The organism is Herpetosiphonaceae bacterium, assembly GCA_036374795.1.
In the GTDB taxonomy this organism is placed as follows: Bacteria; Chloroflexota; Chloroflexia; order Chloroflexales; family Kallotenuaceae; genus LB3-1.
This window is the reverse complement of record DASUTC010000123.1, coordinates 25,780-37,977: the sequence shown is the minus strand read 5'-3', so window position 1 is coordinate 37,977 and position 12,198 is coordinate 25,780. Positions and strand designations below refer to the sequence as shown.

Genomic DNA, 12,198 nt, shown 5'->3' with positions numbered 1-12,198 from the left:
GCGTTGAGAGTAGCTGACATGCGACGTTCGCTCGCGTCGATGCGACGAGGCTCGACGATCGTGATCCTGCCGGGGCTGATCGTGCTGGGCCTTGGTCTGCGGCTGCTGATCTGGCGCTGGCACGAGTTCTATCCGCTCGGCGGCGACGAAACCGAATATTTCAATCAGGCGCTCACGTGGCTCCGGGGCAAGGGCTACCGCGAGCTACAACTGATGCGACCGCCGCTCTACACGGTCTTTCTCGCGGTCGTCTTCCAGCTCTTCGACTCGCAGGTCCAGCGGGTGCGGCTGGTACAGGCCTTGATCAGCACCGGCGCGATCGGGCTCGTCTGGCTCTGGTCGCGCGCTGTGTGGGCCGGTGCCGAGTGTGGTCATCGCGCCGCGCTGATCTCGACCGCGATTGCCGCGTGCTGCTACACCTTCGCCGCCAATGCTACCGAACTGCTCACCGAGACACTCTTTGTCGCGGGCCTGACGCTCGTCCTCTGGCTGATCGTCCAGGCCGCGCAGCGCAAAAGCTGGCGCTGGGCGCTGCTGGCTGGCGCCATCGTCGGGTTGCTCAGCCTGCTGCGCTCGGTCGCACTGCCGCTGCTGCCGCTGGGGGCTGTGTGGCTGCTATTGACGAACAAAGAACGGGTGCCCTCTGGGCACACAAAGAACAAAGAATTACGCCCCCTGTTCGCTCGTTCGCTTGTTCCCTTGTTCCTTCTCCTCGGCGCTCTGCTCGTGATCATGCCGTGGACGCTGCGCAACTATGCGCGCTACCACACGCCGATCCTGATCGATACCACGGGCGCCGAAAATCTGTGGCTCGACAACGATCCTGCCGGACGCGAGGCGGTCAAGCGGCAGCTCTACGCGCTGGGCGAGGATCGGGGGCTGCGCCAGCGGCTAGCGATGGAGCGCGGCCTGGCGACGATCACGGGCGATCCGGGGCGCTTCGTGGCGAAAGCGTGGGGCGAGGCCAAGAAGTTTGTCGCGCTCGAATACTTCGACGATCTGCGGGCGCGGCCAGAAATCTGGGTGCCGCCGCAGGAAGTCTGGCTGCGTCTGCTGCTGGGCGATGGTATCTGGCTGCTGCTGCTCTTCGGCGGCCTCGCGGGACTGTGGCTCAGCCCGCCGAGCGCGCTCAAGTGGCTGATCGTGCCGTGGATTGCCTACGTCGCGCTGACGGGGCTGCTCTTTCATGTCGAGCTGCGCTACCGGCTGCCGCTCTATCCCGCGCTGCTGCCGTACACCGGCTGGATCGCGGCGTCTACGCTGCGTCTGCCGCGCCGCGTGCTGTGGAGCTGGCGCGGCCTGGGAGCGGTGGCGACCAATATCGGCGTGCTGGCGCTGGTGCTGCTGCATCGTCCGTACCCCGGCGAGGCGACGATGCTTGCGCGCAAACATCTGCATCTCTGGCAGGCGGCACAGGCTCGTGAGAGTGGACGGCCCGCGCAGGCGCTCGAACAGGCCCAGGCTGCGCTCGCGCTCGATCGCGAATCGGCGCTGGCACGGGTCGCGCTGGGGCTGGCGTCGAGCGGAGCCGAGGCGGAGCGCTGGTGGCGTGAGGCGATCGACGTGCTGCCGGGTCATCCCTACGCGCATCTGCTGCTTGGCAACCGGCTGCGGGGCGCGGGCGATCTGGAAGCCGCCCGGCGTGAGCTAGCCTTCGAGTCCAGCTCGCTGGAAGATCTCCAGCGCTGGTCGCTGCGTATGTTCGATCGGCCTGCTGAGACACGCATCGATCTGGGCGATGGGCTGGACCTCGGCGCGATCAGCGGGTTTTACCTGGCGCAGGATGGTGCCGGTGCGCGCTGGACGCGCTCCCGCGCGGCGGTCGATCATCTCGCGCTCGAATCGTTTGTACATGTACGGCTGTCCAGTCCGCGTCCGGCGGCGGCAGATCCGGCGATCGTGGAGCTTGCGCTCGACGGCGTCTCGCTCGGAACGGCCCGGGTCGGCGGGGAGTGGCAGACGTTTACATTTGAAGTGCCGGAGCGGCTGCGCGGGCATGAGGCCATGCTCGCGCTGCGTACCACAACGTTTCAGCCGCGCGCCTATGATCGCGCCAGCCCGGATAATCGCGCGCTTGGCGTGCAGGTCGATTGGGTGGCGACGACCGGCACACGCATGGCTCCATGAACGATCCTTTTTTCTGGCCGACGACCCGGCGGCGTCGCTGGGCGCTCGGATTGATCTTGCTGATTGGGCTGGCGCTGCGGCTATGGCTGTGGTGGCGGTCGCCGATCCATCAGGCGGCTAACGACGAGACGGAGTATATCGCCGTGGCCCGCGATCTGCTCGCCGGACGAGGCTGGCGCTTTTACGAGAGCTACCACTGGCTGCGCGCGCCGCTCTACTCGCTCTGGCTGGCAGGATCGCTGTGGCTCTTCGACGATCTGCGGCTGGCATCGCTGCCGAATATCGCGCTCAGCGGCGCGACGGTCTATCTGTTCTATCTGCTGGGCCGCGAGCTTGGGCTGCATCGTCGTGCTGCGGAGCCTCACGCGCTGCGCGATGCCGAGCAGGTGGGGCTGCTGAGCGCTGGCAGCGCGGCGCTGCTGCTGACGCTGGCGACATTCGCCAGCCTGTGGATGTCGGAGACGCTCTTCACGGCGCTGTTTGTGGGCGCGCTGCTGCTGCTGCTGCGCTGTGCGGCGCGTCCACGGCTGTGGCTGGCTCTCGGCGCGGGTGTGCTGCTTGGCCTGGCGATCCTGACGCGCTCGATGCCGCTGCCGATCGTGCCTTTTGCCGCGCTCTGGCTGCTCGTGAATGTGTACCGGCAGGTAGAGCCTGGCACCGGGCGGCGAGCGCTGCGCTACGGCCTGGTGTACGGCGCTGGCTTCAGCCTGAGCTGCCTGCTGACGATCGCGCCCTGGACGATCCGCAACTATCTTGCGTACGGTGACGTGATCGCCGTCGAGACTGGCCTCTCGTACAACCTTTGGGCGTTCAACGAGCCGCACGAAGACCCCGACACGATCTTCAAGACGCTTGAGTCGATCGCGAATCCTGCTGAGCGGGCTGATTACGCGACGAGCAAAGGACTGGCGCGGCTGCGCGAAGATCCCACGATTCTGCTGCATAAGCTCTGGCCGAACTGGAACGCGCTCTGGATGATCAAGCCGATCGAAGACCGCTTTCTGCTACCGACGTACTATCAGGACGTGCCGCTGAGTATGTTCGGCACGGCGCTCGTGCTCGACGATGCGCTCTACGTCGGGCTGGCGCTGCTCGGTCTGTGGGGCCTGCTGTCCGCGCCGCTCGATCGGCGCAAGGCGCTGCTTGGCGGCTGGCTGGCGTTTGTCGTCGTCGTGGTGCTGCTGACGCACGGCGAGGGACGCTACCGACACTTTATCTTTCCGGTGCTGCTGCCCTACGCCGCGCAGCAGATCATGCTGCTGCGTCGCTGCTCGTCGCGCTCGGCGTTCGGGTGGTGGCGCGGCGCGAGTCTGGCTATGGTGGTGGCGCTGCTCTGGACGGCGATCGTGGGAGCGTACGATCGGCCCTGGGCGCTCCGTAATCTCAAGCGCGGCTGGGCGGTCCAGCGGGCTGAGTGGGCGCTGAAAGCCGGTGATCCGTCCGCTGCGATCGGCTACTACCGCCAGGCGAATGCCGCCGATCCCGGCTCGCCGGATGTATCGCTGGCGCTGGGCCAGCTCCACGAGCGGCTGGACCAGTATGAGCAGGCTCTTGCTGCCTACGATGCCGCCTACGCGCAAACGCCGTCCTATGCCACGGTCAACCTGCTGCGCGGCGATCTGCTGCGTCACCTGGGCCGCTTCGACGAGGCGCGGCAGGCATTTGAGGGCTTTTACAACGACGAGCAGCAGATGCTCGACTGGGGCTGGAGCGAACTGGACTCGCCGCCACCTGCGGCGGTTGAGGTTGGCGATGGGCTGGATTTTGGCTATGTCTCCGGCATGTATCCCGATGAGATCCAGCAGCAGCGCCAGGTGCGCTGGACGAAGGAGCACGCGGCAATCAAGCTGGCGGGCAGCGCAACCGGCGTTCGGATCGGGCTGGCACTCGCCGCGCCCTGGCCGAGCGGCGCGTCGGTGCCGGTGCGCGTCTGCGCCAACCAGATCTGTCAGCAGCTTGTGCTGGATGCCGAGTGGCGCGTGTACTGGCTGGCAGTACCAGCCGCGTCACAGTACTATGTCACCATCGATGCTCCCACGTTCAGCCCGCGCCGGTTCGATCCACGCTCTCAGGATGAGCGCCGGTTGGGCGTACTCGTGGATGCTGCGGTGAGGGTTGCGCTGGCGCGGTAGCCTACGAGCCTCTGTCGTGGTCCGCGTTGCATCTAGCCGCATGGAGCCGGGTAGCCGTGAATAACGTACCGCGAAGGAGTAGATGAAACGCGCTACAATGCGCCTATCCTGTTCCTGTTATTTCTTGAGTGCGGTCTATTGATTCCCCCCGTGGAGCACGTATGCGTATTTTGGTCGCCGAAGATAATGCTGCGATTCGGATGATGGTTCAGCAAGTTCTGGAAGATGCAGGCCATGAGGTGGTCCTGGCGGAAAATGGGCTTGAAGCGCTCCAGCGGGCCTTGATGCACAAACCCGACGCTATCGTGCTCGATGGGAGCATGCCCGTGATGGATGGCTGGGAGGTCTGCCGCCGGATTCGCGAGCAGAACGCTACTCCGATCATGATGCTGACGGTTCACGCCGAGCGCGCCGACCGCGAGCGCGCCCACACAAGCGGCGCGAACGATTTCCTCGCCAAGCCCTTCGATATTAACGAGCTGATCTCCAAAGTGAACGGCCTGCTACGATTGTCTCACACGCGGCGCTGATCGCGCGCTCTCGAACCGATACCGTAGGGGCCGGGCAGCACGCCTTCGCCCCGGGTTGGCGTTGCCCTAGCGCATCGTCCAGGCGCTCGTCTCTTGATTCGCTTGATCGCCGGTTGGCGGCGCGCCCAGCGGACGGGAGCGGATGATGATACGCTGCTTGAATTTGTCGGGGCCGGTCAGCGGCCAGCACGCGACCATCGTGATCATCTCTTCGTCGGTCGGCTCGATGTAGCGGGCGTTCTCCAGCCGTTTTTCGAGCGGCTGCCCAACCTCATCTACCAGGATACGGTCGGTCACGGTGTACTGGTAGAGCTGGTCGCTGCTGTAGAGCTCGATCAGATCGCCGGGCTTGAGGTAGTAGATCTCGTTGAAGGGATAGGCATAGCCGCCGCTGTGGCCGGCGAGCACGATGTTGCCGCCGCCGCCCGGATTGCTCGATCCTTTGTGGTGCCCCACGCGGTACTTGTCGACATCCCAGACCGCGATCTCCTGTCCGTCAGCCGCCTGCTGAATCATCCAGCCGACCTCGATCACCTTTTTGTCGAGCTTGATCGCCGGGATCACGATCCGGCTGATCGTCGAAGGCCCGGCCTGGCTGGTCTTGCTGGGAACGGCATTGGTCGGCGCGCCGCCCGTCTCGTTGTTGAGCACCGGAATGCTGCTGCGGCTCGGTGTCGCTGATGGCGCTGGCGAGGCCGATGCCGCCTGCTGGCTCGCAACCGGCTCGACGACCGCCGGAGTTGGCACGGCAATGTCGTTATCGCCGCTGGCGGCATAGACGTTGTACTGCTCATCGGCCTTCAGACCGCCGACGATCAGCAGCAGGTACAGGCCGATCAGCGTCAACAGGTTGCCGAAGGTCCAAAAAATTTTGCGAGATCGTGTCATACCAGAGCGTGCTTCCGCTTCCCATCGTTCGTACTGTTGTAATCTACGTAACATAGGTATCGCACGATCTATACCTGCAAAACATCCAGCACAGCGTCGATGTCGTCCAGCGTGTTGTAAAGATGCGGCGAGAGACGCACGCCCCCTTCGCGCAGCGCCCCGACGATCCGCGCCGCCCGCAATGCGTCGAACAATTCCTGCGCCGAGCGCTGCGGATGTGAGAAGGCGATGATCCCCGAACGATGCTCGGACTCCAGCGGCGTTAAAATTCGGTAGCCCAGCACCGCCAACTGCTGCGCCAGCCGATCCGTCAGCATCCGCAGATGATGTTCGATCCGCTCCTGGCCGACCTCCAGCAGCAGGCCCAGGCTTTGCTCCAGCCCGGCAATGCCCACCAGCGACCGCGTGCCTTCTTCGTAGCGCGCCGCGCCGTCTGTGAGCGGCGTGTCATAATCGAAGGCGGTGTAGTCGCGCCAGTCCACGCCGAGCCAGCCCACATTTGTCGGCTGGAGGAGATCGCGCACCCGCTGGTTGATGTAGAGCACGCCCACGCCTTGCGGCGAGAGCAGCCACTTGTGCGCGCCGAACGCGCAGAAATCGACGGGGACGGCCTTCAGATCGAGCGGCAGAGCGCCCGCGCCCTGGATCGCGTCCAGGCTGAGCAGCACGCCACGCCGCGCGCACATCTCGCTGACCGCCGGAAGATCGATCCGAAAGCCGGTGCTGTACTGCACCCAGGAGATCGCCAGCAGGCGCGCGCCCGCGAGCGCGGCGTCGAGATCGTTCAGGCAGATGCGCCCGTTGCGCGGCTGGACGAACCGCACCGTGACGCCATGCTGCTGCAAGGCGAGCCAGGGATAGACATTGGCCGGGAACTCGCCGCGCACGCTGACGATCACGTCGCCCGGCTGCCATGGCAGGCTGGCCGCGACGATGCTCAGGCCCTGGCTGGTGTTTTTGGTAAAGGCGATCTCGTCGGTCGCCACGTTGAGCAGCCGGCTGACCAGCCCGCGCGTCCGAGCGATCGACCGGAACCATTTGGCCTCGGCCAGAACGCCTTTGTCGCGGAAGTCCTGCGCCAGCTCGGCGACGACATCGGCGGTGCGGCGGGGCAGCGGGCCGAGCGCGGCATGATTCAGGTAGGTGTACCGCTCGGCGACGGGAAATTCGGCTTGACGCAGCGCGTTCAGGTCGAGTATAGAGGTGGCATTACCGATGCTCATAGAATGATGATACCAGCGCGACGATCGATTGACAAGGTAGGAACGCGCTACGTACGGAACAGGCGAACAACCGAACAAAGAACAAAGAGATTAAGTTTTTGTTTTCTCTGTGCGCTACTGTTCGCTGTTCCGGGTGCCCTCCGGGCGTCTTTGTTCGACGCTTTGCCAATCGCTCGCGTCGAGCACCATCTCGGCATAGCGCATGCACACGCTCTCGACGCTCCAGCGAAGATACTGCCGCAGCGACTCGTAGCGCGGATCGGCGAGGAACGCGAATTCTGCGGCAGCGCCTAGCTCGTACCAGAAGGTGCCTGTCTCGCGGAAGCCAAGCCGCTGGTAGAGCCGCAGCGCGCGCTGGTTGTGCAGGCTGACATCAAGGTGCAGCCGTGCGAAGGCGAGCGGCCCGAAGAACGCATCCAGAAACGCGCGCAGCGCCTCGGAGCCGTAGCCTATGCCGATGTAGGGGTAGCCCATGCCGATGCCGAGCCGCGCGCTCTTCTGGCCCGGCTGAATATCACGCAGGCCGAGATGCCCGACAACAGCACCATCCGTGGTGGTAATCGTCCACTCGCGCCGCCGGTGATCGGATGTCCGCGCCAGAAAAAACATATCCGTCGTGCCGTGCTCGCGCAGCGTGTGCGGCCAGTTCCAGATGGCATCCAGCGGATCGGGATAGCGCGGCCACCGCGCCATCGCATCAATGTCGGAGCGCTGCAAGGGCCGTAGCGTAAGCCGTGACGTGCTGATGATCATGGGGACTGGGCTTCGGCCTGCCAGGCACGCATCACTTCCGCCAGCAGCGCCGGGCGGTTCGTCATAATGCCCTCGACCCGCAATCCCAGCAACTGCCGCATCACCGCCGGATCGTCGACGGTCCAGACGTTGACGGCATAGCCCGCCTCGCGAATCGGCGGGATGAGCTGCTCTAGCTGCGGCAGTTGCCGCGATGGATGCCACGCCCGCGCCTCAAGGCTGCGCAGCGGCTCCAAAGGCCAGAGCGAGGCCGCTCCCGGCGGCGTGGCGTCCGCATCGGTCAGCACGCCGCGCGCCAGATCCGGCGCGACTATCCGCATGGTTTGCAGCGCGCCCAGAGCGAACGACGAAATAATCACCTGCTCGTCGATGCCGTGGGCCTGGATCGTCCGCGCGACCGCCGCTTCGATGCCAGCGACTTTGATCTCGACGTTCAGCAGCATGCCGGTGGCGCGTGCCCAGTCGCAAACCTCGTCAAGCGTCGGCGCGCGCTCGCCGCGCAGGTCGATCTGCTGCATGGCGGCCAGCGTGAGCGCCGCGACGGCATCTGATCGTCCATTCCAGCGCGCGGTGGTATCGTCATGAAACACGACGATCGCGCCGTCGGCGGTGGGCCGCACGTCGAACTCGATCATCTGCGCGCCCTGGCGATACGCCAGCTCAAAGGCCGCGAGCGTATTTTCGGGAGCGTCGGCGGAAGCGCCGCGATGGGCAATGATCTGTGTCTGCATATTCTGTGCAAGGGAGCGGCCCACCCTGCGACGAGTGGGCCTGCTGTACGTACGTGTGTTACGTTGTGTGCTGTTCTAACCAGCCGCCTCGAGCAACTGCTCGCTCACATATTCCGGCCCGCCCGGACGCCGCGCGTCATGTGACAGCATCGGAGCCAGCAGGCGCTGGACGGCCATCACGTGGCTGCATGTGTGCCAGGAATGGAAGAAATTACAATCGCAAGACCAGGAGTCGCCGTCGAGCGTAATGATATGATCCCCACTGCCTCGGAAGCGGGCGTCCAATTTCTCAATCGTGAAGCGTTCCGGCTCCTGGGCATACCGCTTGGCCTTCTCAATCTTGTTGATCAGATCGGAGTGCATGGCCTTAACCTCCTCGTCTAGCTAAGCGACACCGGGGGTGAAACACACGTGTCCACTAACATACCGCATATACACACAAAGGGCGGTCGCAGAGTGCTGTGCTCTGCGCCGCCCCTTCAAAACAGCTTTACTGGTGCTGCTGATCGTTGCATGTATTGCGTCCTTGCCCCTCTCTTTAAGAGGTTGTTGACTTTATTATCCCATAGCTCCTACAGGGCGTCAAGCGCACTCCGCGATGCGCAGCTTGGCCCTGGAGCAGTAGGACCCGGCGAAACGCATCAGTCCCGGCTTCCAGCCCGATCCGACGTGCTCACATAAGCTACGCTGCTTCCCAAGTTGCGAGTTCCAGGCCCTCACCCCGGCCCTGCGGGCCACCCCCTCCCGGCCCGCGCGGCCTGCGGCACAGGCGCGGGGGAAGGCGTGCTTAGTTCTTGGTTCTTGGTTCCCCTTTGTTCCCTTGTTCTTTTGTCCGTTAGTTCGTTCGATCTCCTACGACAGCAGCGACTCCGCCTCGACGATCGCCTGAGCGATGTCTTTGACTTTGCAGTGCCGCTCGCGGGCGCGCTGCCGCATCAGATCGTATGCCTCATCCTCGCTCATCTGGCGGCGCTGCATCAGAATGCCTTTGGCGCGCTCGATCACTTTGCGCGATTCCAGCGTCTCCTGAAGCGTATCGACCTGCTCGCGGAGCCGCTGCATCTCGCGGAAGCGGGCGATTGCTACGTCGATCGCGGGCGGCAGCTCTTCGGGATTGATCGGCTTGACCAGATAGCCGAGCGCGCCCGAAGATTCGGCTTTGCGAATATGCTCGGTGTCGCTGTACGCCGTGAGCATTACCACCGGCGTGGGATGCTGCTTGGCGATCTGCTGCGCTGCGGCATCGCCGCCCAGCTCCGGCATCTGCATATCCATGATCACAATATCCGGGCTGAGCTGCGTACACAGGCGTACGGCTTCGACGCCCGTGCGCGCCACGCCGACTACGGTGTAGCCTAAGTTGGTGAGCTGCTCCTCAAGCGTCAGCGAGACTAACTCGTTGTCTTCCGCAATCAGTACGCGGGTCGTAGACATCATCATCATCCTTATGGGAGTAAAGCGTAGCTTCAGCCGGACACGCTACGGATCGCTCCTGGCGATACGCACGTGTCGTCCGGTATCTCCATTATAATGCGCTGTGCAAACCGATGGTAGATCGAGGAGTCGATGATGACGATATTGCCGCCCTGGCTGCTGCGCTGGCGTGCCGCCGATCCGACGGTGACGTTTGAGCACACTGTCTATCTTGAGCCGCAGGGAGTTGTGCTGACCGCAGATGCGCGCGAGGGACAGGTGACGAGCGCGCCCTACCTTGGTGCCTGGACGCAGGCTATTCCTTCCTGGCAGGCCGATGCGCCAGCCGGAACGTCGATCGTCGTGCGGCTGCGCGCCGAGCTTGATGGACGCTGGACGCGCTGGTACACGCTCGCCGAGTGGTCATCCGATGAGACGCTCCGGCACAGCGTACCCGGCCAGTCCGACGCCGACGCCGAGGTTGCGACCGATACGCTGCTGCTGCGACAGCCTGCGCAGGCCGTGCAGTGGCGCGCTGTGCTGCGTCGGACGGGCGAGGCGTCGCCGGTGCTGCGTGGCGTTGCCGTGGCGCTCGATCCAGAGTCCGCAGAGGCTGCGCAGCCCGCGCCGATGAGCACGATCGAGCCGCTGCCGGTGCCTGAGCGCTCGCAGATGATCTATCCCGGCGGCGGCCCTGTCTGGTGCTCGCCTACGTCGCTGACAATGCTGCTGGCCTACTGGTTCGATCGGACCCGCATGCCGCAGCTTGCGCGCTTCGCCGATATGCAGGCGGTGCCCGACATTGTCGCGCCCGCCGTGTACGACTCGGAGTACGACGGAACCGGTAACTGGCCGTTCAATACGGCGTATGCGGCGACGCTGGGACTGGAAGGCTATGTCGTGCGGCTGCGCGATCTGGGCGATCTGGCGCACTGGCTTGCCGCAGGCGTGCCGGTGGTTGCCAGCATTGCGTGGCAGGATGGCGAGCTTGAGGGCGCGCCCGTCGGACACAGCAACGGGCATCTAGTCGTCGTCGTGGGCATCGCGCCGAACGGCGATGTGATCGTCAACGATCCCGCCGCCGACCCGCGTCGCGGCGAGTCGGTGCGGCGCAGCTATCCGCGCGCGCAATTTTGCAAAGCGTGGCAGCATTCGGGGCGCGCCGTCTATCTGGTGTTTCCGCCTGAGTATGGCGGGTGAGATGATGTGATGCAGCCCGCGACTATCGCCGCTTGGAGCAATTGTTACCATCATGACACGATTTATGTATGCTGTGAGGTATGCAGAAGGAACGAATCATGGAAATCACACGAGCAATATATTTATTGGGATGCTAGGAGGACATCAGTATCAGGCTGCACTGTGGCGACTATAATCTACGCGGCAACTTGTTGTACATGAATTTACGTTATCTATCGTTCGATAGACGGCTCGGCGCTCGAAGTTATTCGGTAATGTACCACTACCACCGCCAGACCGGATCGGCGTACTCCGGGTAGGGCTGTGGCGGCCCTGGCAGGATCTCGCGCAGGTAGCTGCGCATGCCTCGATCAAACTCCCAATTTCTCGGATAGCCCAGCGAAACCTCTTCGTAGCGCACGCCGTCGCGGTAGTCCGTGGCGCGTACGTGCAGATGCCCGTAGATCACGGTCGAGATCGGGAAGCGCATGTGCCAGTCCTCGGTGCGGTGCGTGCCGCACCAGATTGAGAAGCGTGGAATTTTGGATAGCCGCACGAGATCGCGGCGCAGTGGAAAATGGCCGATCACGATCAGCGCGGCGCTTTTCGGCACCTGCGCCAGCCGTCGCTCGGTGTAGTCGCAGCGCGCGGCGCACCACTCGGCTCGCGAGGCGTACGGATCAGGATGCAGCACGAACTCATCGCTGCACACCACGCCTGTCTCCTCGGCCCAGGCCACGGCCTGATCGAGCGGCACGTCATCCGGGCGAAAGCTATAGTCGTAGAGCGTAAAGATCGGCGCGAGCACGTAGGGCCTGGGCGAGCCCGGCCAGGTGACGTACGGATCTTCGGGCGTGAGGACGCCGTACTCCCGGCAGGCCGCGACCAGCCGCCGGTACTTGGCATCGCCGCGCAGCGACGGCCCATCCGATGGCATGGTCCACAGATCGTGGTTGCCGGGCACCCACAGCAGTTGAGCAAAGCGTCTGCTCAGCGTCGCCAGCGCGAACCTGAGCTGCTCTTCCGTCTCGCCGATGTCGCCGCCGAGGATCAGCCAGTCCTCCGGCTGAGGCGGGAGCGCTTCGAGCGCCTGGCGGTTGGAGGTACAGGCGAGATGCAGATCGCTAATCGCGTAGAGTTTCATGTGCTCGCCTGGGTTGAGCGTCGTAATCGAAGCAGGAACTTTCTATCGTGCATATCTTCATGGTTGATTATAGTTTGA

At 64.1% G+C, this 12,198-nt stretch carries 11 protein-coding genes; 4 read left to right on the top strand and 7 right to left on the bottom strand.

Annotated features, from left to right (window positions below; translation table 11 throughout):
• Nucleotides 1-18: 18 nt before the first annotated feature.
• From VFZ66_08470 to VFZ66_08460, 3 genes are all read left to right on the top strand, one after another.
• Nucleotides 19-2,127 (top strand): glycosyltransferase family 39 protein, encoded by a 2,109-nt coding sequence (locus VFZ66_08470; GenBank protein HEX6289210.1) that lies wholly within the window; start codon nucleotides 19-21, stop codon nucleotides 2,125-2,127.
• Nucleotides 2,124-4,259 (top strand): tetratricopeptide repeat protein, encoded by a 2,136-nt coding sequence (locus VFZ66_08465; GenBank protein ID HEX6289209.1) that lies wholly within the window; start codon nucleotides 2,124-2,126, stop codon nucleotides 4,257-4,259. Before VFZ66_08470 ends, VFZ66_08465 begins: the two co-directional genes overlap by 4 nt.
• Nucleotides 4,260-4,420: 161 nt before the next feature.
• A complete protein-coding gene (locus VFZ66_08460; protein ID HEX6289208.1) occupies nucleotides 4,421-4,789 on the top strand; it encodes a response regulator in 369 nt (122 codons plus the stop codon).
• A gap of 66 nt (nucleotides 4,790-4,855) precedes the next feature.
• On the opposite strand, the gene VFZ66_08455 is transcribed toward VFZ66_08460, so the two are convergent.
• From VFZ66_08455 to VFZ66_08430, 6 genes are all read right to left on the bottom strand, one after another.
• The gene (locus tag VFZ66_08455; GenBank protein HEX6289207.1) at nucleotides 4,856-5,677 is read right to left on the bottom strand and encodes a sortase; all 822 of its coding nucleotides are present in this window, start codon (nucleotides 5,675-5,677) and stop codon (nucleotides 4,856-4,858) included.
• A gap of 68 nt (nucleotides 5,678-5,745) precedes the next feature.
• The gene (locus VFZ66_08450; protein ID HEX6289206.1) at nucleotides 5,746-6,900 is read right to left on the bottom strand and encodes an aminotransferase class V-fold PLP-dependent enzyme; all 1,155 of its coding nucleotides are present in this window, start codon (nucleotides 6,898-6,900) and stop codon (nucleotides 5,746-5,748) included.
• Between the two features lie 114 nt (nucleotides 6,901-7,014).
• Nucleotides 7,015-7,653, bottom strand: a complete 639-nt coding sequence (locus tag VFZ66_08445; GenBank protein HEX6289205.1) for a GNAT family N-acetyltransferase — start codon at nucleotides 7,651-7,653, stop codon at nucleotides 7,015-7,017.
• Nucleotides 7,650-8,384, bottom strand: a complete 735-nt coding sequence (locus VFZ66_08440) for a glycerophosphodiester phosphodiesterase family protein (protein HEX6289204.1) — start codon at nucleotides 8,382-8,384, stop codon at nucleotides 7,650-7,652. Before VFZ66_08440 ends, VFZ66_08445 begins: the two co-directional genes overlap by 4 nt.
• A gap of 75 nt (nucleotides 8,385-8,459) precedes the next feature.
• Nucleotides 8,460-8,747, bottom strand: coding sequence for a hypothetical protein (locus VFZ66_08435; protein ID HEX6289203.1), 288 nt, complete (start codon nucleotides 8,745-8,747; stop codon nucleotides 8,460-8,462).
• Nucleotides 8,748-9,236: 489 nt separating this feature from the next.
• Entirely contained in the window at nucleotides 9,237-9,818 is a 582-nt protein-coding gene (locus tag VFZ66_08430; protein HEX6289202.1) for a response regulator, read from the bottom strand.
• A 132-nt stretch (nucleotides 9,819-9,950) separates the two neighbouring features.
• Here VFZ66_08430 and VFZ66_08425 point away from each other — a divergent pair, with 132 nt between their 5' ends.
• A complete protein-coding gene (locus VFZ66_08425; protein ID HEX6289201.1) occupies nucleotides 9,951-10,997 on the top strand; it encodes a peptidase C39 family protein in 1,047 nt (348 codons plus the stop codon).
• Between the two features lie 262 nt (nucleotides 10,998-11,259).
• On the opposite strand, the gene VFZ66_08420 is transcribed toward VFZ66_08425, so the two are convergent.
• On the bottom strand, nucleotides 11,260-12,120 hold the full coding sequence (locus VFZ66_08420; protein HEX6289200.1) for a metallophosphoesterase: 861 nt from the start codon (nucleotides 12,118-12,120) through the stop codon (nucleotides 11,260-11,262).
• Between the last annotated feature and the right edge of the window lie 78 nt (nucleotides 12,121-12,198).

Excerpts from the sequence above, each read along its gene's own strand:
- VFZ66_08445 (HEX6289205.1), bottom strand. The coding sequence starts at position 7,653 with ATGATCATCAGCACGTCACGGCTTACGCTACGGCCCTTGCAGCGCTCC.
- VFZ66_08465 (HEX6289209.1), top strand. The coding sequence starts at position 2,124 with ATGAACGATCCTTTTTTCTGGCCGACGACCCGGCGGCGTCGCTGGGCG.
- VFZ66_08450 (HEX6289206.1), bottom strand. The coding sequence starts at position 6,900 with ATGAGCATCGGTAATGCCACCTCTATACTCGACCTGAACGCGCTGCGT.
- VFZ66_08470 (HEX6289210.1), top strand. The coding sequence starts at position 19 with ATGCGACGTTCGCTCGCGTCGATGCGACGAGGCTCGACGATCGTGATC.
- VFZ66_08425 (HEX6289201.1), top strand. The coding sequence starts at position 9,951 with ATGATGACGATATTGCCGCCCTGGCTGCTGCGCTGGCGTGCCGCCGAT.
- VFZ66_08440 (HEX6289204.1), bottom strand. The coding sequence starts at position 8,384 with ATGCAGACACAGATCATTGCCCATCGCGGCGCTTCCGCCGACGCTCCC.
- VFZ66_08460 (HEX6289208.1), top strand. The coding sequence starts at position 4,421 with ATGCGTATTTTGGTCGCCGAAGATAATGCTGCGATTCGGATGATGGTT.
- VFZ66_08420 (HEX6289200.1), bottom strand. The coding sequence starts at position 12,120 with ATGAAACTCTACGCGATTAGCGATCTGCATCTCGCCTGTACCTCCAAC.
- VFZ66_08430 (HEX6289202.1), bottom strand. The coding sequence starts at position 9,818 with ATGTCTACGACCCGCGTACTGATTGCGGAAGACAACGAGTTAGTCTCG.
- VFZ66_08435 (HEX6289203.1), bottom strand. The coding sequence starts at position 8,747 with ATGCACTCCGATCTGATCAACAAGATTGAGAAGGCCAAGCGGTATGCC.
- VFZ66_08455 (HEX6289207.1), bottom strand. The coding sequence starts at position 5,677 with ATGACACGATCTCGCAAAATTTTTTGGACCTTCGGCAACCTGTTGACG.